At 64.1% G+C, this 19,077-nt stretch carries 17 protein-coding genes; 8 read left to right on the top strand and 9 right to left on the bottom strand.

The genetic code is table 11. The features are described 5' to 3' along the window. Nucleotides 1–53: 53 nt before the first annotated feature. On the top strand, nt 54–1,316 hold the full coding sequence (locus tag AUR64_RS10105) for an HAD family hydrolase (protein ID WP_058581775.1): 1,263 nt from the start codon (nt 54–56) through the stop codon (nt 1,314–1,316). A gap of 69 nt (nt 1,317–1,385) precedes the next feature. Next, nucleotides 1,386–1,769: a hypothetical protein gene (locus tag AUR64_RS10100; protein ID WP_058581774.1), complete on the top strand. Its 384-nt coding sequence runs from the start codon at nt 1,386–1,388 to the stop codon at nt 1,767–1,769. 158 nt (nt 1,770–1,927) lie between these two features. Here the strand turns inward: AUR64_RS10100 and AUR64_RS10095 are convergent, their stop codons facing one another. Together AUR64_RS10095 and AUR64_RS10090 are read right to left on the bottom strand one after the other, a co-directional pair. After that, nucleotides 1,928–2,401, bottom strand: a complete 474-nt coding sequence (locus tag AUR64_RS10095) for a hypothetical protein (RefSeq protein ID WP_058581773.1) — start codon at nt 2,399–2,401, stop codon at nt 1,928–1,930. 50 nt (nt 2,402–2,451) lie between these two features. After that, nucleotides 2,452–3,639: a hypothetical protein gene (locus AUR64_RS10090; protein WP_058581772.1), complete on the bottom strand. Its 1,188-nt coding sequence runs from the start codon at nt 3,637–3,639 to the stop codon at nt 2,452–2,454. Between the two features lie 263 nt (nt 3,640–3,902). On the opposite strand from AUR64_RS10090, the gene AUR64_RS10085 reads away from it, so the two are divergent. Beyond that, nucleotides 3,903–4,481 (top strand): DUF7344 domain-containing protein, encoded by a 579-nt coding sequence (locus tag AUR64_RS10085; RefSeq protein ID WP_058581771.1) that lies wholly within the window; start codon nt 3,903–3,905, stop codon nt 4,479–4,481. A 130-nt stretch (nt 4,482–4,611) separates the two neighbouring features. On the opposite strand, the gene AUR64_RS10080 is transcribed toward AUR64_RS10085, so the two are convergent. The 3 genes from AUR64_RS10080 to AUR64_RS10070 form a co-directional block, all read right to left on the bottom strand. Continuing rightward, the gene (locus AUR64_RS10080) at nt 4,612–5,463 is read right to left on the bottom strand and encodes a hypothetical protein (RefSeq protein ID WP_058581770.1); all 852 of its coding nucleotides are present in this window, start codon (nt 5,461–5,463) and stop codon (nt 4,612–4,614) included. Nucleotides 5,464–5,558: 95 nt separating this feature from the next. Then, a complete protein-coding gene (locus AUR64_RS10075; protein WP_058581769.1) occupies nt 5,559–7,169 on the bottom strand; it encodes a WD40/YVTN/BNR-like repeat-containing protein in 1,611 nt (536 codons plus the stop codon). Between the two features lie 74 nt (nt 7,170–7,243). Continuing rightward, nucleotides 7,244–8,857 (bottom strand): hypothetical protein, encoded by a 1,614-nt coding sequence (locus tag AUR64_RS10070; protein ID WP_058581768.1) that lies wholly within the window; start codon nt 8,855–8,857, stop codon nt 7,244–7,246. Between the two features lie 539 nt (nt 8,858–9,396). Here AUR64_RS10070 and AUR64_RS10065 point away from each other — a divergent pair. Continuing rightward, nucleotides 9,397–10,635 carry a mandelate racemase/muconate lactonizing enzyme family protein gene (locus AUR64_RS10065; RefSeq protein ID WP_058581767.1) on the top strand — a complete coding sequence of 413 codons (1,239 nt, stop codon included), beginning with the start codon at nt 9,397–9,399 and terminating at the stop codon, nt 10,633–10,635. A gap of 343 nt (nt 10,636–10,978) precedes the next feature. Here AUR64_RS10065 and galK read toward each other — a convergent pair whose 3' ends face one another. Further along, nucleotides 10,979–12,154 carry a galactokinase gene (galK, locus tag AUR64_RS10060; protein ID WP_058581766.1) on the bottom strand — a complete coding sequence of 392 codons (1,176 nt, stop codon included), beginning with the start codon at nt 12,152–12,154 and terminating at the stop codon, nt 10,979–10,981. 126 nt (nt 12,155–12,280) lie between these two features. Between galK and AUR64_RS10055 the strand changes: the two genes are divergently transcribed. Then, nucleotides 12,281–13,246: an acetamidase/formamidase family protein gene (locus AUR64_RS10055; RefSeq protein ID WP_058581765.1), complete on the top strand. Its 966-nt coding sequence runs from the start codon at nt 12,281–12,283 to the stop codon at nt 13,244–13,246. 38 nt (nt 13,247–13,284) lie between these two features. Here the strand turns inward: AUR64_RS10055 and AUR64_RS10050 are convergent, their stop codons facing one another. After that, the gene (locus AUR64_RS10050; RefSeq protein WP_058581764.1) at nt 13,285–14,349 is read right to left on the bottom strand and encodes a M48 family metalloprotease; all 1,065 of its coding nucleotides are present in this window, start codon (nt 14,347–14,349) and stop codon (nt 13,285–13,287) included. A gap of 115 nt (nt 14,350–14,464) precedes the next feature. Here AUR64_RS10050 and AUR64_RS10045 point away from each other — a divergent pair, with 115 nt between their 5' ends. Further along, nucleotides 14,465–16,642: a molybdopterin oxidoreductase family protein gene (locus AUR64_RS10045; RefSeq protein ID WP_058581763.1), complete on the top strand. Its 2,178-nt coding sequence runs from the start codon at nt 14,465–14,467 to the stop codon at nt 16,640–16,642. Nucleotides 16,643–16,652: 10 nt separating this feature from the next. Here AUR64_RS10045 and AUR64_RS10040 read toward each other — a convergent pair whose 3' ends face one another. Next, on the bottom strand, nt 16,653–17,159 hold the full coding sequence (locus AUR64_RS10040) for an MOSC domain-containing protein (protein ID WP_058581762.1): 507 nt from the start codon (nt 17,157–17,159) through the stop codon (nt 16,653–16,655). 191 nt (nt 17,160–17,350) lie between these two features. Here AUR64_RS10040 and AUR64_RS10035 point away from each other — a divergent pair, with 191 nt between their 5' ends. After that, nucleotides 17,351–18,181 (top strand): SDR family oxidoreductase, encoded by an 831-nt coding sequence (locus tag AUR64_RS10035; protein ID WP_058581761.1) that lies wholly within the window; start codon nt 17,351–17,353, stop codon nt 18,179–18,181. 43 nt (nt 18,182–18,224) lie between these two features. Here AUR64_RS10035 and AUR64_RS10030 read toward each other — a convergent pair whose 3' ends face one another. Then, complete coding sequence (locus AUR64_RS10030; protein ID WP_058581760.1) at nt 18,225–18,539, bottom strand: YbjQ family protein; 315 nt, start codon at nt 18,537–18,539, stop codon at nt 18,225–18,227. A 53-nt stretch (nt 18,540–18,592) separates the two neighbouring features. On the opposite strand from AUR64_RS10030, the gene mce reads away from it, so the two are divergent. Continuing rightward, nucleotides 18,593–18,976, top strand: coding sequence for a methylmalonyl-CoA epimerase (gene mce, locus AUR64_RS10025; protein WP_058581759.1), 384 nt, complete (start codon nt 18,593–18,595; stop codon nt 18,974–18,976). Nucleotides 18,977–19,077 lie beyond the last annotated feature (101 nt).

Here is a 19,077-nt window from a genome sequence, read left to right as displayed (position 1 = left end):
CGATTTTGTCCGTTGCCCGCCGTGCTTATGACGCCGGCTCACCCTTTCTGTGTATGGAACGGTACGACCTGCTGTACCGACTGTACGACGAGTTCGACACGAAGACGCTGCGGGAGTATCAGGATTTCGTCGACGTGTTCCCGCCGGTCGACTCCCGGGTCGCCCTCGACCACTGGCAGGAGGCCAACGACGAACTGGAGGCGAGAAAAGACGAGATTCGCTCGGCGTTCGCGATGGGCGCGACCTATGCCGAAGTCGCCGCCCGGGCAACCCGCGAGCAGGCGTTCACCGCGCTCGACCTCCACTCGAAGTACGACCGCGCGGCCAACGCGCTCGTTTTGGACGTCGACGAGACGCTCCGGTCGGCCGGGCGCACCGACAACGAGATTCCGCGGGACACGCTGCATATGCTCACCGAGTTCCACGAGTCCGGCGTGCCCATCGTCATCTGCACCGGCCAGACCTTGGAGAACGTCAAGGGGTTCACGATTCAGGGCCTCGGCAACGAACTCGTCCACTCCGGTGACGTGAGCATCGTCTACGAGGCCGGGACCGGCGTGTTCACGCCCGGTCACGGCTCCGAGACGAAACGACTGCTGTACGAGAACCTCGACGCCGACATCCAGTCGGTGTTCGCCGAGATTCGTTCACGGGTGCTGCCCGACGCCGCCGACGACCTCCGGCGGTCGGTCCACCTCCAAGGCAACGAGTTCAACGTCACGCTCAAGCCGAACTTCGAGACCGGAGGCAAGCAAGCCGCAGCGGTCATCGACGAGTCGCTGGTCTACCTTCTCGATTTGGTCGGCGAAGCGGTCATCAACTCGTTCTCGTCGGCGTCGAACGAGTTCGAAGAGCCCGACCGCGGCCCGTCGTGGGCGCGGGCGTACTACGCCGACGCGGACAACGAAATCCGCGAGGTACTCGAATCCGAGCACGCGGCCCCCGAACTATCGGTCGACGCCGTCCCCGACGCCGTTTCCGCTCGATTCGACCGTATCGACGTCGCGTACTACCACGCCGACGCCGCCGAAGTCGGGTCGCTCGAACTCAACAAAGCCGCGGGCGTCGAGTCCGCACTCGACGTCCTCGGCGTCGACGACCCGTTCGTCGTCGTGATGGGCGACAGCAAATCCGACCTCCGGGTGATGCAGTGGGCCGCCGACAACGACGCCGGACTGGCGGCCGCGCCCGAGCACTCCTCCCGTGACGTCCTCGCACACGTGATGGATACCGACGAACTCGTGTTCGACCGCGGCCGGTCGGCGGAGATGCTGCAGACGATATTCGTGCTCAATCTGCTGGCGAAACTCCGATGACCCTCCGCTGGAGAGTACATTCACAAATTCCGAAAGTACTATACTCCCAACACGTGTTCACACGGGACGATGCGACTGCTCCCACCCGCGTCGGCGTCCGCACTCGCTGACCGTCTCTCGCTGACGGAGACGCCGTTCGACGAAAGGGAGTTCACGAACCTTTGGTTTCTCGCCACACTGGGCTACGGCGTCGGCGACACCGTCACGACCATCGCACTCATGAGCTACAGTCCGACCGTCATCGAGGGGAATCCGGTTCTCAGATGGGCCGTCGCCCAGTTCGGGCAGAGCGGCCTCGTCGGGCTGAAACTCGTCGCGTTCTTCGCATGTCTCGCGCTCAGCATCGACGCCGCACAGGACGGCGACAAACTCTGGTACTACGCGCCGCCAATCGTGCTGACGCTCGCCGGGGCGTTCACTACCGTCTACAACGTCCGTCTGATGCTCGGATAGCGCGTCACAGTTCGACGCCGAGGCTTTCTGACTCTCTGCTCGTACGCTGTGGCTTTCGAGCAGCACGAGAAATAACAAAATCGTCGACGACTCTGGATGGAGTAACAGCAGTACTCCGAGCGTGAGGCAATCAGTAGGTCGCCCGGAGTACCGTCACTTTAGGCCGCGTCGGCGTTCGTCTCACCGGTGACGACGAGGCCTGGGTCGTCGCTCTCGTCACGGCCGTCCCTATCTCTGTCACGGTCGGTGTTGCGACCGCGGTCAGACCGGTTCGACTCGTCGGTGGCGTCGGAACCGACGTCGTTAGCGTCGCCGGACTCTGACTCCGTATTGGCCGTCTCGTCGGACGACGTCGAGTCGTCTCCCCGGTCAGACTCGCCGGACGCCTCCCCGACCGAGTCACTGGCGTCGTCTGCGTCCTCGTTCGATGCCTCGCCCGGGTCGGTCGAGCCGGTTTCCTCTACCACATCGGAATCGTCGACTGCATCTGCGGGTGTGTTCGCTCCCGTGAGTGCATCCCCGAGGTCGGAGATTGCGGGTGCGACGTACCCGAATCCGGAACCGAGAAGCACCACGCTGAGGACGAGTGCGCCGATGACGTTACGTTTCGTCAGGTGCGTGCGCCACCTCATCGGCGACCCCCGGTGTGACTCCGTTGCGTGCTCATGCTATAACCGCCCGTTCAGTTACCGCGGGCCTTGGTGTCGACTTGCTGGCCGTCGACCGAGAGGATGGCCGTATCGGCATCGAGTTCGACGTACTCGCCGGCACCGTTCGGACCGCGGCCGTCGTTCTTGCCGTCTTCGACTTCCGAATGCGGGTAGCTGTAGTGACCGCCCTCGACAATCCCGGTGACCGCGTTCGAGCGGTTGCCCGCTTCAGAGAGCGTAAACTGGATGGAGCCGTCGACGTTGTAGTTGTCGATGCGCCACTGCTGCTTGCCCATCGACCAAGTAAGACTGAGGTTCTCGGGGCTGCCGCCACCGGTCGCGCCCGCGTTCGTCTCGCCTTCGACGCCAGCTTTGGCTTCCTCGTTCGTGGTTTCGACGATGAACGACGTCTTTTCGACTGCGACGGCGGGGTGACTCCCGTTCGCCTGCAGTTCCGCGTACGGAATCGCGTTCGCCGGACTGTCGAAGTCGCTCTCGTCGTACATGACGAGCGGGCTCTTCCCTTCGCGGTCCTCGTCGTCGAGGCCGAATCCATCGAAGGAACTGCTCGCGCTCGGCAGGTGCAGCGAGACGGTGTACCGGACGTCGACACGTGTCCGCTTCGTGCTGTCGTCGTCGTCGTTGTCGAACACGTCCGACGTCCCGCTTGCGCCGTAGTAGCCGTTGACTGCGCCCGGGAGGTCGTCGATGATTTCACGGTCTCCGTCCTCGTCGACCTGACCGAGACTCGTGCCCGCGAGGTACTCGTCGGAGTTGGGGACGGTGCTGTAGTCGGGCTTGCCGAACTCGTTGAACAGCGTGATGGGGCCCCAGCCGTCGTCGCCGGTGTCGTAGAACCCGGTCGTCGCGGGTGCAGACTCCGAAACTGTTCCTTCGGTGTTCGTGTTAATCCACGGCGTTGCGCGGAACACCGGCGACCACTCGCCGGCGTCGCCGTCTGCGCCACGAGCGCGGGCCTCGACAAGTACACGGACCTTCCCGACTGGCTGGTCGAACCCTTCCCACTCGACGCGGAACGTGGGCGTGATGAACAGTTTCGAGAGGTCTCCAGTGTCGTTCGTCAGCGTGACCTCGTTCGCGCTGAAGTTCGTCGTGACGTTCGCGGCCGCGGTTCCGGAGAACGCCGCGATGCCGCCGAAGCCGAGTGCGCTTGCGCCGCCGATTCCTGCTACCGATTTGATGAGAGTACGTCGTTGCATGGTATTCGAATCGCGTCCGGGTGTCCCGTGACGCCTTACTCGGTCGCATGGATGGGGGTTCCTTATTCATGAGCCGGTAGAAGGACCATAACCCCGCTGTGAAGCTTCTCTGGTGGTTCGTGAGCCACCAATCGGAGGGCCATCAACGCCCACATGCACGGGCAGAGGCGGTGGATGTTGCCTCGAAAACGTCGATTCGTAGAACACTCGCCGAAAGATACTGGTCGGTGAATTTAAATATCATCCAAATTGACTACTCTGCGATGGGTGTCACGGAAGTAGACGAAACCGAGTTCTCACTCTCTCGGGAGGAGGCGTTCGAGACGCTGAGTAACCGACGGCGACGGTACGCGATACACGCACTGCTTCAGGAGGACGAGGACGTCGAACTCGGCGACCTCTCGCGGCAGGTGGCGGCGTGGGAGACGGGTCAGTCTCCGTCGGCCGTCTCCTCGGAGGAACGTCGTCGGGTGTACAACGCCTTACAACAGTCTCATCTCCCGAAGATGCACGACGTGGGCGTCGTCGAGTACGACCGTGACCGCGGCATCATCTCGACGACTTCCGGCGCGTCGAACCTCCACGTCTACCTCGAAATCGTCCCCGGCAACGACATCCCGTGGAGCGTCTACTATCTGCTGTTAGGCGCGTTCTCGCTGTCGTTCGCCGGTGCAGTCGTCGCCGGTCTCCCACCGTTCGGCGCAGTGCCGTCGCTCGTCGGCGCGCTCCTTCCCGGGTTGCTGTTGGTCGTCTCGGCGGCCGTCCATACGCTGCACAGCAGACGACAGCGACTGGGCCGTGACGGACTGCCACCAGAACTTCGTCATCAAGACGCCGAGTAACACACCAGTCGACGGTAATCGAGAACGAGTGACCGGCTTCGGAAACGAGAGGACGATTTTTCAGAACAGTTCGAAACGACTTCGAAGCACGCCGAGACGTGCGACTACAGCCAAAAATCGGTGAGCGCGATTAGGCGAAGACGGTGCCGAGTCGCTCGCCGTCGAGGGCGCTGACGGTCGCATCAGACTCCGCGTCCGCACCTGCCTGCGCTTCGATGTTCGTCACGTCGACGGTGTACGAACCGTGCTTGTAGAGGCTGTCGAGACGGTAGTCGCCGTCGTAGAGGACGGCCGTCACCGCGACGTGGCCGGTTCGTTCGACGGTCGTTCCGTCGTCGGCGTTGGCGAAGGTGGCCGTTCGGTCACCGTCGAGGTACGTGACCGACTGTCCGTCGAACGCCGTGTCGAGGTCGAGGTCGTTCTCGCCGTCGAGCGCGACGGTCTTTCGACTGCTCTCTTCCCACTCGCCGTCTGCGGTTCGGCTGTGGACGACGAAGACGACGGTGTCGGCGTGGTCATACGTGTGCGACAGCGACCCCGACAGCGTCCCCGAAACCGTCTCGACGGTTCCGTCGTCGCTTCGTATCTCGTCGGGAGTGCCGACCGACAGCGACAGCGACGCATCGGCGCGGTTGATATTGTTCGAACTGTCCGACTCATCCGACCGGTCCGAGGAGCGGTCGGTCGGCGTCTCGTCGTCCGCGTCGTCGGGCGTTGCGACCCCCGTCGACTGCGGTTCGGAGGTGGTGGTGTCGCTGTCACCGTCGGCGTCGTCGCCGTCGGGCGTCTCCGTCGGCGGCGGCGTAACGGCCGGGTCCGGCGTCGAGTTGGTGGTGACGGTCGGGTCCGTCGCCTGCGCGGGGTTTTCGCCGAGCGGCGAGTTGACCATCCCGTACCCTGCCCCCAACACGACCGTCGAGAGGAGGATGAGCGCGAGCGCCGACTTCTTGCTCGCAAGTACAGCTGAGAGTTTCGATGGCATTGGTTAGTCCTGTGTGTTCGTGAGTGACGGCTCGGCCGTCGTAGGCGCATTCGAGAGCGGTTCGGCGTGCGTCGAGGCTGGGAGAGTCGAAGCTATCATCTGACAATTTGCACGTCGGTCGTTGTCTCGGAGCCATCTTCGGGAGCCTCTGTCGTGGTGGTCTCCGTCGGTGTCGACGTCTCCGTCTCAGTCGGCGTCGACGTCTCGGTTGGCGTTTCCGTCTCCGTGGTCGGCGTGTTCTCCGCCGTTCCGTCGGCGGTCACCGTTACCTGTGCGTCGGCTTCCGACTCCACGTTCTCGACGACGACGGTGATGGTGGCGTCGGCAGTGCCTGACGCCAGCGCCGCACCGTCGACACCGTAGATGTCGATGAACAGGCGGAGGCCGACGGTCCATTCCTGCGATGCGCCGTCTTCGTCCACGTCGAACGCGTCGGAGTCGAACGTACCGTCCAGCAGGTCGGTCTCGGCGAACGCGAACTCCCGCGAACCGGTGAGTCCTTCGATTTCGTACTCGCGTTCGTCGACGACGGTGTAGCCCGACGCACCGGGCGTGTTCGCGCCGTCTCGTTCGAGGATGGTACCGCTGGAGCCGACGGCCACGTCTGGCGTCGTGCCGTCTCCGAGGACGACGTCGTTGAGCGTCGCCGACGTCGGCGTCTCTTGGGACTCCCAGCCCTCGTCACCGCGGGCGTAGATTGCCCCGCTACCGCCGACGGCCAGACCGCGCTCGCCGGAGAGCGAGACACCGTTGAGGCTGTTCTCGCTCACGTCGAGTTTCGTCCACACCGCACCGTTGTAGCGGAACAGGCTTCCGTCGCCGCCGGTGGCGAAGACGTCGTCGGTGGCGGTGGCCGTCACGTCGTACAGGCCGACAGAGCCGCCGTCGACACCGATTCCGGAGTAGCTCTCGCCACCGTCGGTCGTCTCGTACACCTTTCCGTTCGTGTCGCTGATGTAGCCGGTCTGGGTGTCCAAGAAGTCGATAGCTTTCATGCTGGAGCCACCGCCGGGTTTGAACGCCGTGCCCCAGTCCATACCACCTGCGTCGGTTTTCGTCCCGCGAAGCACCTCACCGGAACCGTTGACGAGATGCACCGTCTCCGACCCTGCGTCGCCGGTGACCGCGATGTCCTCCCACGTGGAGGTTTTCTCGTTCGGCGCGGAGTAGTCGGTCAACTGCGACTCGACCACGTCGTACTGGCCGATGACGCCACTGCCGCCGGCGAACCAGACGTTTTGGCCGTCGTCGGTCACGGCCGCGCCGCGAAGCGGGTTCGACTGCGTGGTCGGGCCCGCGTCGAGGACGAGTTCCCAGCCATCGGAGCTACGGGCGAGAACGTCGCCGCCGGCACCGACCGCGTGCGGACCGTTCTGCGTCTGAACGACACTGTACAGCGTCTTCGCGGTCGGCGACTCGACTTCCGTCCAGCCGTCTTCCGACGACTGGTCGTCGGTCTGGCCGTCGTGTTTGACGCCGTAGCGGAGTCGAGCCGACCCGGCTGGGTCCTCCAGACCGTTCCAGCTGAACGTCCCTTCCGGTTTCACAGTCAGTGTCGCCAACTGGCCATCCTGCGCCTCGACGGAGACCTCCGCCGGTTCGGCGAGCGAGGCGCTAACTGCACTCGCACGGGTCGAATTCAGTGAGAGCACTCCGAGCCCGAGCGAACCGGCGACGAGTCCGAGTACCGTTCTTCGAGATTGCATGGTCGAAAACCCACCGGCGGAGTCGAACCGCCGTACGCCAACGTGGGAGGGAGAGTAGAGTCAGCGAGCGTCGCTTACTGCGACGTCTCGATGAGGTTGCCCGAGTTCCACGGACGGCCGGAACCGGATTTCGTGACGGTGCCGAGCATCTCGCTTTTCTTGCTCACGGCGGTGACGCGGGTGCCGTACGCACCGACTCCGTAGCTGTCGCCGAGCAGGTCGTCGTCGACGGTGACGACGAAGCCGTCGTCGGTCTCTTCGACGGAGATGCCGTCGAAGTTGCTCATCCAAGAGCCGCCGTTGTTCTGGTAGAAGACGCCCGCACCGGTGTCTACGACGCCGTTGCCGACACCACGGCGGACCTGCGTGTCCCAGTCGCCGTCGTTGTCGAAGTCGAAGAACAGCTCGACGTGAGTGTTGCTGTAACCGTCCGGGGCGTGGTCGCCGTCGAAGCCGTTCGGGGCAACCACGTCGAACGTCGTGGTGTTCGTGTCGTCGTCGTGGTCGTCGTCGTCGCTGTCGTCGTGGACGACACCGACGCAAATCTCGTCGTTGTCCGAGACGTAGAGGTTCGAGTAGCCCGCGCGGACCTTACTCTCGATGAAGTACTGGCTGCTCGTCCAGTTCTTCTCGCTGGACCAGAGCTTGCCTTCTTCACCGGAGACGACGACGCTCGGTGCTTCGCCACCGGCGCTCGCTTGTGCGCCGACCTTGTAGCTGTCGTCCTCGCCGAGGGCCTTCCGCGGCACCTCGAACGTGACGAGGTTGCCTTCCTTCGAGGCGCTGAATCCGTCAGGCAGGGCGCCCCACGCGTCCCACTTCGGTTCGTCGGTGGTCGCCTTGTACGCGAAGCCGTCCTCGTTGGTGTCGGCGCTTCCGGGGAACCAGGTGAGTTGGAAGTCCGCGCAGCCGTCGTCGTCGCCGTCGATGCCGAGCGTGAGGTTGTTGTTCGTGCCGAAGTCCGCGTCGGCCATCGAGTACTCGTAGCCCTCGGGTTCGTCGTACTCGGCGACGTACGTGACCGTCTGCTTGCCGTAGGTGACGTAGAGGTTGAGCATGCCGCCCTCGATGGGCTGACTGATTCCCTCCTTGTTCTGGTACATCCCGGCGTACTTCTGGTGGTAGCTGCCGACCGACGCGTTGGCCTTACCAGTCGCTTTCGTCTGGCCTTCGATGTTCTGCACACCGACGGTCATCGTGTCGTAGGTGTCTCCCGTGACCTTGTTACCAGCCTGGGTGTCGACACGTGCGCGGAGTTTGAGTTTGACGTCCGTCTCGGTGAGTTTCCCGTCTTCGTCGCTCTCGAAGTGAGCATCGTCGAACGGTTTCTCCGTGAGGTCGACGGGGTCGAACGAGAAACTGTTCGTGCCGCGAAGGCCCGTAGCGCTCAGCACTTTCGAGTCGAGCGTGACCTGTTTACCGTCCTTCACCGCACAGAAGAACACCATCGCTTCTTTCGCGGGCGAGTCGAGACCTTTCCAGCTGATTGCACCGTGACTGACGCCGACGTTCACTTTACGAACGCTACCGTCGTCGTTGACGAGCACGTCCGGGTCGTGTGCGGTGAACGTTGGTTCTACCCCGTGTGCGGCCGCGGTGTTTGCGAATCCCGCACCGACTCCGACTGCGCCGATTGCTCCGATTGCCGATACGACCTTACGTCGACTGAACTTGTTCTGCTTGGACATGGTTCGCGTGTTGCCGGTCCCTGCCGGCTTGCTTCTCACTCCGGGTGATACCCACTTACTCATTAGCTGACAGACAAGTCTCACAGGTTGTCAGAAACACGTTCAACCGGTGCCAGAACCCGAGTAATGGGCACCTACCGCGGTTTCCACGAACCCAATACGGGGGTCGGTAGCGACGCCATTCCGGATTTTTCACCCTCCATTCGGCCGCTACGACCGACCTATCAATTGGTAGCGTATAGCACGACTATCGGCAGTAGCCGAGACTACTTCTCGTCGACTCCTAAGCATCGGTTCAGTTCTTCGGCGATGTGAGTCGATATCGACCACCGCGACGGTTTTGTTGACGGTCGGCAGCCGATATCGACTAAGGGGACTGCCGTCCGCCGGTGGCGACCACACGGGGGGCCGCCCTCGACGTAAACGGGCAGAACGCTCATACTCCCGGGGGCGGAATCAGCAGACGATGCCTCTCTCGACAGCCGTACGCTTCGGGACGCTCTCAAAACCTTTACTTCACGCCGAGTAAATATCTGACCATGACACGAAACTACGCGCAACTCCACGACCCGAACGCGGAGTACACGATGCGAGACCTCTCTGCAGAGACGATGGGCGTCACCGGCGAACGCGGTGGCTCCCGCAACGTCGAAATCACCGACGTCCAGACGACGATGATAGACGGGAACTTCCCGTGGACGCTCGTTCGCGTCTACACCGACGCGGGCGTCGTCGGCACCGGTGAGGCGTACTGGGGCGCGGGCGTTCCCGAACTCGTCCAGCGGATGACGCCCTTCGTCGTCGGCGAGAACCCGCTCGACATCGACCGACTCACCGAACACCTCGTCCAGAAGATGTCCGGCGAAGGCTCCATCGGCGGCGTCACCGTCACCGCCATCTCCGGTATCGAGACGGCGCTGCACGACGTCGCCGGCAAGATTCTCGACGTCCCCGCCTACCAGTTGCTCGGCGGGAAGTACCGCGACGAGGTCCGCGTGTACTGCGACTGCCACACCGAAGAGGAGGCCGACCCCGACGCCTGCGCCGACGAGGCCGAACGCGTCGTCGAGGACCTCGGCTACGACGCGCTGAAGTTCGACCTCGACGTTCCGTCGGGACTCGAAAAGGACCGCGCGAACCGCCATCTCCGACCGGGCGAGATTCGCCACAAAGCCGAAATCGTCGAGAAAGTGACCGAACGCGTCAAAGACCGCGCGGACGTCGCCTTCGACTGTCACTGGACGTTCTCGGCGGGCAGCGCCAAGCGTCTCGCCGAATCCATCGAGGAGTTCGACGTCTGGTGGCTCGAAGACCCCGTGCCGCCGGAGAACCACGACGTTCAGCGTGAGGTGACGCAGTTCACCTCGACGCCAATCGCCGCCGGTGAGAACGTCTATCGCAAGCACGGCCACCGCCGCCTGCTCGAAGAACAGGCCGTCGACATCATCGCCCCCGACCTGCCGAAGGTCGGCGGCATGCGCGAGACGCGGAAAATCGCGGACATGGCCGACACGTACTACACGCCGGTGGCGATGCACAACGTCGCCTCACCCGTCGCAACGATGGCCGCCGCACACGTCGGTGCGTCCATCCCGAACTCGCTGGCAGTCGAGTACCACTCCTACGAACTCGGCTGGTGGGAGGACCTGGTCGAAGAGGACGTCATCGAGAACGGCTACATCGAGGTTCCCGAAAAGCCCGGTCTCGGCGTGACGCTCGACATGGACGTCGTCGAAGAGCGGATGGTCGACGGCGAAGAGTTGTTCGACGAGGCGTAATCTCGTCGAGCCAGCGAATCTCTGATTTGCCCTCGTTCGACGAGGCGTAATCTCGTCGAGCCAGCGAATCTCTGATTTGCCCTCGTTCGACGAGGCGTAATCTCGTCGAGCCAGCGAATCTCTGATTTGCCCTCGTTCGACGAGGCGTAATCTCGTCGAGCACGTGACGCTCTGTGTCACGACGTTTGACGAGGCGTAGATTGTCATCGAATCTACCGATAATCCGAGAACAGCCTTCTCGAACCACTCAAACACGTTATATCGGCGGTATTGAATCATATAGCGGTCGGAATGCGCGAAACCACGTCTGATGAACGCTGTATAACCTGATTTGAGGTGCTGCTCAGCGTTCTATCGCGTATCCACCGACGACGCCGCAGACGTACACGTCCGGGTCGACGTCGGTTCGTTCCGGATACTCGTGTCGGACCGCCGCCTCGAAACCCTCGACAGCCTCCGGTGTGACGAGCGCAACGACCGACCCACCGAAGCCCGCCCCTGTCAGTCGCGCCCCGTAGACGCCGTCGGTTTCGCGGGCGATGTCGACGACGAGGTCCAGTTCGTCGCAACTCACCTCGTAGTCGTCGCGCAGACTCGCGTGGGAGGCGAACATCCGTTCACCGAGGGTTTCGAAGTCATCGCGTCGAAGCGCCGACGCGGCCTCTCGAACGCGTTCGTTCTCGGCGACGACGTGGCGACAGCGACGACGAACCGGGTCGGGGATTTCAGCGGCGTGTTCGGCGAGCGTTTCGGGAGAGACCTCGCGGAGCGACCCGATTTCGGTGTCGAGGTAATCGTCCAGCAGGTCGACGCCACGCGCGCACTCGCGGACACGGTCGTTGTACGCCGAGTCGACGAGTTCGTGTTCGACGTTCGTGTCGACGACGACGAGACGGGCGCGTTCACCGTCGAACGAAACGAGTTCGGTCTCACGGTCTCGGCAGTCTAAAAACAGCGCAGCGTCGGCCTCGCAGAGCGCCACGGCGTACTGGTCCATGATACCGCAGTCGAGGCCGACGAATCGGGTTTCGGCCCGCCACGCGACGTCGGCGAGCGAGCGGCGTTCGACCTCGATGTCGAACGCCGCCACCAGCGCCCCGCCGACGGCGAGTTCCAACGCCGCCGACGAGGAGAGTCCCGCCCCGCGCGGGACGCCGCCACCGACGACGAGGTCCGCACCGGTGACGGCGTCTCCACCGTCGAGTTCCCGCAACTCCGCGACGACGCCTTTCACGTAGTCGGCCCACGTGACGGTCTCCGGCGGGTCGAGACTCGAACAGTCGAACGTCGCCGTCTCCTCGAACTCGACGGAGTGGACGCGGACGATGTCGTCGTCACGGGGTCGTGCCGCGACTGCCGTTCGGCGGTCGATAGCGACCGGGAGAACGAAGCCGTCGTTGTAGTCGGTGTGGCCGCCGACGAGGTTCACTCGCCCCGGTGCTGTCGCGCCGACGACTCGGCCACCGCCGCCGAACTGGGAGACGAGCGCGTCTGCCGCCTGGTCGAGTTGTTCCGACATTGCTCGTGTGATGAACGCGGGCCGAACCTATCAGTGTATGTCCGCCGCCGAGTCGATGACTCACCCGAAACTGCCTGTCTCTGCTGTCGACACGGGCTATTTACTTCTCTAGTTCCATGATACCGTATGTCTCGAAGCGAGTACACGGTCGACTACGAACTGAGCGACGACGACGAGAACGTCCACAACGTCTGGGACAACAGCCTCGACCCAGCGGTGACCGTCGAACCCGGCGAAGTAGTGCGGTTCGAGTGTCGAGACGCCCTCGACGGTCAAGTGACACAGGACTCGACGGCCGACGACCTCGCAAACGCGAGTTTCGACCCGGTGCACCCCCTCACCGGTCCGGTTGCCGTCGAGGGAGCAGAACCCGGCGACGTCCTCGCCGTCGACCTGCTCGACTTCGAGCACAAGGGTTGGGGATTTACAGGGTATATGCCCGGTGAGATGGGTCTCGGCTTACTTCCTGAAGATTTCGAGGAAGCGGGCCTTCACATTTGGGACCTCGGCGAGGAGACAGCCGAGTTCGTCAACGGCATCGAAATTCCCCTCGATATGTTCCCCGGCATCATCGGCGTCGCGCCCGGCGAGTCGGGCGAACACGACACGCTCCCGCCGAGAGCCACCGGCGGCAACATGGACGTCAAACACATGACCGCCGGGTCCACCGTCTACCTCCCCGTCGAAGCCGAAGGCGGCCTCTTTTCGACTGCCGACTGCCACGCCGCACAGGGCGACGGCGAAGTGTGTGTCACCGGCGTCGAAGCGCCGATGTTCGTCACCGCTCGCTTCGACGTGCGCAAAGACATGAACATCGAGCAACCGCAGTTCGAGACAGACGGTCCATTTACGCCGACCGGACAGGACGAGCGGATGTACGGCACGACCGGTATCGACAGTGATCTGATGGAGGCGACGAAGAAGGCGGTTCGGCACATGATTGAGCATCTCCACACCGAACGAGACCTGACGCGTGGGGAGGCGTACATCCTCTGTTCGGCGGCAGTGGACCTCAAAATCAGCGAAGTCGTCGACGCGCCCAACTGGACCGTGACGGCGTACCTGCCCGAGAGTATCTTTCCGGACGCGTAATCGTCGGAGCGTCTCTCCACCCTTTTTCTCGACACCGACTACGCGCGTTCGTACAGTCGTCCGACGCGTTCTTCGAGGGGTGGGTGCGGCGAGACGAGGCGTGATTCTAGCGGCAGGTCGGGCGATTTCGGGTCGTCGTCGCCCTGCTCGCGTTCTATCTCGTCAACGCGGTCCCAATCGACCGTCGTCGACGCCTCTGTCTCGGGTGACGGTGGGTCGTGGTCCACGACGTACGGGAGGAGGGTGGTGAGGCGCGTGGCAGGGGTGTCACTCCCTTCGTCGCGGCCCGTCTGTTCGAGTGCCACCTCGGCACTCGCTTCGAGTCCGGCGACGACCGATTCGGTGTCGGTGAGGAGTGCGCCCACCCGGTCGGCGTACACCGTTCGCCGTTGGGCGAGTGACGCGACGACCCACCATTCGACGGCCCAGAACGGGCCGGCGAGGAGACAGCCAACCGCGGCGAACAGATAACTGAGGTAGACGTATCCGGCGAAGTTTTCGTTTCGCTTCTCGCCGCCGCGCAGTTTTCGATGGTGTGTCCGTGCTCGCCTGAGTCGGCCGGCCGAAAGCGCGTACGGGACGACCGTGTAGGCCCGAACCAAGCGAATCGCTCGGGCGAACGTATCCGTCGTGTGAAGTTCGCGGCTGACGAGACTCACGAGTGTCCCGTCGTCGACAGTGTCGAGCAGTTTCGTCGTCACGACGAGCGTTCTCTCGGGGCCGCTACCCACAGTGACAACGTTCGGGACTGGCGTCGTCGCCACGCGCACCCTCGGCGCTGTGACGTTCACCCGCGAGGCCGCTTCCGCGACGAGTTCGACCGCCCGCCCAGTCGTCCGAGTCTCACCCACCGTTTCGGGTGGTGCGTCGACGCGTCGGTAGCCGACAGCGGCAAGAAAGACGGCGACGACGAGCGCGGAGACTGCAAACGGAAGAGAGAGCGTCTGCATGTCGGCGAACACCGCCGGTGCCCCGCGGAACAGGAGCGTGACGGAGCGGCCGAGCAGGTACGTCAGGAGTCCGGCGAACACCAGATGGACGGCAGTGGCGACCACAACGTCGAACCCGACACCGTACGTTGGGGGTTCGTCTGTGTGGTCCATACGCTGTCAGTTTCGCGCGGTGTCAAAAATATTGATATTCTTACTAGTCAATTTGCACGACGATTCCGCCGCCCGCGGCGAACGCCTATTTCGACGCGGTCCGCACTCTCCCCCGATGACCGACACGCCCGACCGTACGTTCGCGCCCGCCGAGAGCGTCTGTCCGTTCTGCGGCGTCGGCTGCGGCATCCAGTACAGTCCGAAGAAACGGGGGTCGCTCGGGTGGCGCGGCCCGGTCAATCGTCGCGGAGAAATCTGCGTCAAGGGGGCGGCCGCGTTCGACCACGTCGTCGACGACGACAGACTCACCCGACCGCTGGTCCGCGAGAACGGAGTACTCGTACCGACAACGTGGGAGGTGGCGCTCTCGCGGGTCGAACGGGAGTTCGGCCGAATTGTCGACGAGTTCGGCCCCGACTCGCTCGCCTTCTTCGCCTCCTCGAACTGCACGAACGAGGAGAACTACCTCCTCCAGAAACTCGCACGCCTGCTCGGGACGAACAACGTCGACAACTGCGCACGTCTCTGTCACTCGTCGACCGTCGCGGCGATGCGCGAGCGGTTCGGGGCGGGCGCGATGACGAACTCGCTGGACGACCTCACCGAAGCCGACGTGTTTCTCGTCGTCGGCGCGAACCCCGCCGAGAACCACCCCATCATCTTCCAATCGTATCTCCGGCCCGCGCTCTCGGCGGGCGCGACGCTGATTCACGTCGACCCGCGGGAGACGGCGACCACGGCGGCCGCCGACCACCACCTCCCCGTCAAACCGGGTCACGACATCCCACTGTTGAACGCACTCGCGGCCGTCGTTTTGAATGAAGGCCTCGTCGACGACGCGTTCGTCGCCGAACGGACGACTGGGTTCGAAACGCTCCGCGAGTTTCTCGACGCGGTCGACGTGGATGCGAACGCCGACCTCTCGGGCGTCGACACCGCCGACGTCCGTGCGGCGGCACGGGCCTACGGCGAGGCCGACCGCGCCGCCATCGTCACCGGGATGGGAACGAGCCAACACCACTACGGCACCGACAACGTCCACGCACTGCTCAACCTTGCACTCCTGACCGGGAACGTCGGTCGGCGCGGGACGGGCGTCAACCCGCTCCGAGGCCAGAACAACGTCCAAGGTGCCGGCGACGTCGGCGCACTCCCCGACACGCTACCGGGCTACCGCGACGTCACCGACGGTGAGGCTCGACAGGCCCTCGCCGACGAGTGGGGTGTCGCCCCACCGGAGACACCCGGTCTGACCGAAGTCGAACTCACACACGCCTTCGGTGATTCGGTCCGCGGGGCGTTCGTCTTCGGCGAGAACCCCGCGATTACGGAACCGAACGCGACTCGCATCGCCGAGAAACTGGACGCCCTCGACTGTCTCGTCGTCCTCGACCTCTTCGTGACCGAGACGGCCGAACACGCCGACGTCGTCCTTCCGGGGAGCGCGTGGGCCGAGAAGTCAGGCACGGTTACCAACACCGACCGGCAGGTGATGCGGATGCGACCCAACGCCGACCTGCCGGGAGAGGCCCGTCGCGATTTCGACGTGCTCTGTGCTCTCGGCCAACGTCTCGTCGGGCGTGTTCGCGGCTGCGGAGACGACGAGTTCGGGCCAGACGACGAGTTCGGGCCAGACGACGAACTCGCGTCGGGCGACGACCGTTCCGAGCAGTTCGACTACGGCGACCCGGAAGCCGTCTTCGAGGAAATAACCCGGACCGTCCCCCAGTACGCGGGCATGTCCTACGCCGGTATCGGTACCTGGAGCCAACGGTGGCCCTTCGACGCCGCGAGCGAGGATGGGAGTGAGAGTGGCGGGCGGAGCATCGAAGGCGAAGGAATCGCCGTCCTCCACACCGACCGATTCGAAAACGGGTCGAAGACCGCCTCGCTGCGCGTCGTCGAACACGTCCCTCCGGCGGACGCCGTCGACGACGACGAACTCGTGTTGACCACCGGACGGGTGCTCCAGCAGTTCAACAGCGGCGCGATAACTCGTCGCTCGGGGGTGTTGACTCGCCTTCGAGGCACGCCAGCGCTCCAGATACACCCTACCGACGCCGAGGCGCGCGATATCGTCGACGGCGACGAGGTACGGGTCGAAAACGAGCGCGGGCGCGTCGCCGTCGTCGCCGCCGTCACCCCCGCAATCCGGCAGGGAACGGTGTTTCTGGCGTTTCACGACGCCGACCCGCTGGCGAACCGACTTACGGGCGACGCTCTCGACCCGGTGGCGAAGATTCCCGAGTACAAACACGCCGCCGTTCGGGTTTCGCGTATCGACGACGAGTGAGAAACCCGCCTCAGAGACCCAACCGTTCGGCTATCTTCCGACCCATCGTTCTGGGGTTTTCTTCGACGACTTTCAGTTCGTCGCCGGCGCGAATCGTTCCCGGTTCGACGACGTCGGCACAGACCCCACCTCGTCTATTCTTCAGCGCCCGTGCGACGCCCTCCTCGCCGGCGACCTGTTCGACGTGTGCGCAGGGCGGGCGTGGACGAGTCCCTCTGAGAAGCGCGTCGCCGACGCGGAACGTCGTGTGCAAGAGGTCGTGAACCTCCACGCCGCGGGTGACGATATTTCGACGATGACGGCCGTCGGTGAGGTCGATGCCGAACTCCTCGCGTATCTCGTCGATAGCTTCGCCTTCGATGAGCGTCACCTCGCAGACGTCGTACGGCGAGTAGTAGCCGCGGCCGGTCTGGTATCGGTCGCCGCTGAGACCCCCGTCGACGGCGTCGACGCTGTCGACTTCCTCCATCGGCGCGCTGTTCTCCCGGGCGAGAAAGACGGTTTCGACGTGTGCCATAGCGTCTCTAGCGCCTCCAGCGACAAAGCGGTTCGTCGGTGACACGGCGTCCGCGTCGGCGAGGAATCCGCATTGCCACGGAGTCCGCATCGGTGAGGTCTCCGAATAGACACGCGGTTCGCAGCGACGCGAGTCGCACGCGATGCCACCACACGCCCCGTTTTATATCCCGAACCCGAGTATCGGGGGACGTGACACGGGTCGTACTCATCACCGGATGCGACGAGGGTATCGGACGACGGGCGGCGCGCGCCTTCGCAAACGCCGACTGGACCGTCTACGCGACGGGTCTCGACGAGGAAGCGCTCGAACCGCTCGAAGACGACGGCTGTGAGACGGCCGTCCTCGACGTGACCGACGAGAACGCGGGGTCGGTCGTCGACGACGTCGCCGAGGAGGCGGGTCGCCTCGACTGCGTCGTCAACAACGCCGGGGTCGGCCACCTCGGTGCCGTCGAGGAGACCGACGCCGAGGACGTCTCCGACCTCTTGGAGGTGAACGTCGTCGGGATGCACCGCGTGACGCGCGCGGCGATTCCGCACCTCCGCGAGTCCGAAATCGGTCGCGTCGTCGCGCTATCGAGCGTCGTCGGCCGCTACCCGCTTCCGGGGATGGCCGCCTACACCGCCTCGAAGTTCGCCGTCGAAGGCTGGATAGAGGCGCTCCGTGCCGAACTCGAACCGTTCGACGTCGACGCGATTCTCGTCGAACCCGGCGTCGTCGGCACCGGTTTCGTCGACGATATCTTCTCGGACCTCGACGACCGACTCGCCGAGGGCGGCCGCTACGCCGACCTCTACCGGATGCTCGACTACTGGTTGCCGGACCTCACCGACCTCGGCGGCGACGCCGACGAAGTGGCGACGACCATCGTCCGCGCCGCCAGCGCGCCGAAACCACGCGAGCGCTACCCCGTCGGGATGCAGGGCCGTGCGCTCGTTCTCGGTGGCCATCTACCGCCGTGGGCGCGTGACGCCGGGTGGCGCGTCGCTCGAAACGTCTCGCGCGTGTTCGGCAAATAAGGAGACTGCGAGTCGTCGCGTTGGCGTCGCGTCGGCGTCGCGCTCAGTCGAGTTTTACCGCCGTTCCGTACGCCAACAACTCCGCGCCGCTCTGGGCGATGTTCGAGGTGACGAACCGGACGTTGACGACGGCGTCGGCGTCCAACTCTTCGGCTTCTTCCTCCATGCGCGAGAGCGCCTCCTCGCGGGCGTCGGACATGAGGTCGGTGTAGCCTTTCAGTTCGCCGCCGACCACGTTGCGGAGGCCTTGCGTGATGTCGCGCCCGATATTACGGGCGCGGACGGTGTTGCCGCGGACGACGCCGAGCGTCTCGGTTATCTCACGACCAGCGATTTCATCAGTGTTGGAGAGCTCCATGTGTGACGAACTGTCGTTCGAGGATTTATCTTTTCGCCCGGCGAAGCCCGGGTATGCAGTTCGACCACGCTGGTGTCGCCACCAACGACGCCGACTCGCTCGCGGAACTGTTCGCCACACTGTTCGACGCCCCCGAAGTCCACCGCGAGGAGTTCGACGGGATGACCGTCGTCTTCCTCGAACTCGACGACGGCTACTTCGAACTCCTCGAACCGCACGCCGATGGCGCTATCGCACGCTATCTCGACAGCACCGGCCCCGGCCTCCACCATCTCGCACTCGCCACCGACAACATCGAAGCGGCGCTCGAAACCGCCAGAGACGCGGGCGTCGAACTCATCGACGAGGAACCACGGCCCGGCGCGTGGGGTCACGAAGTCGCCTTCCTCCACCCTAAATCGACGGGCGGCGTTCTCGTCGAGTTCGTCCAGCACTGAGCGTCGCCACCAGCGGTCCCTTTTTGTGACAACTATTGACGAACCATGTTCTCTATTCATGACTACACGAAACTGTATAACATTACGACACGAAATCAGAT

It is taken from the genome of Haloprofundus marisrubri (assembly GCF_001469955.1).
In the GTDB taxonomy this organism is placed as follows: Archaea; Halobacteriota; Halobacteria; order Halobacteriales; family Haloferacaceae; genus Haloprofundus; species Haloprofundus marisrubri.
This window is presented reverse-complemented; position numbering and strand designations above follow the sequence as displayed.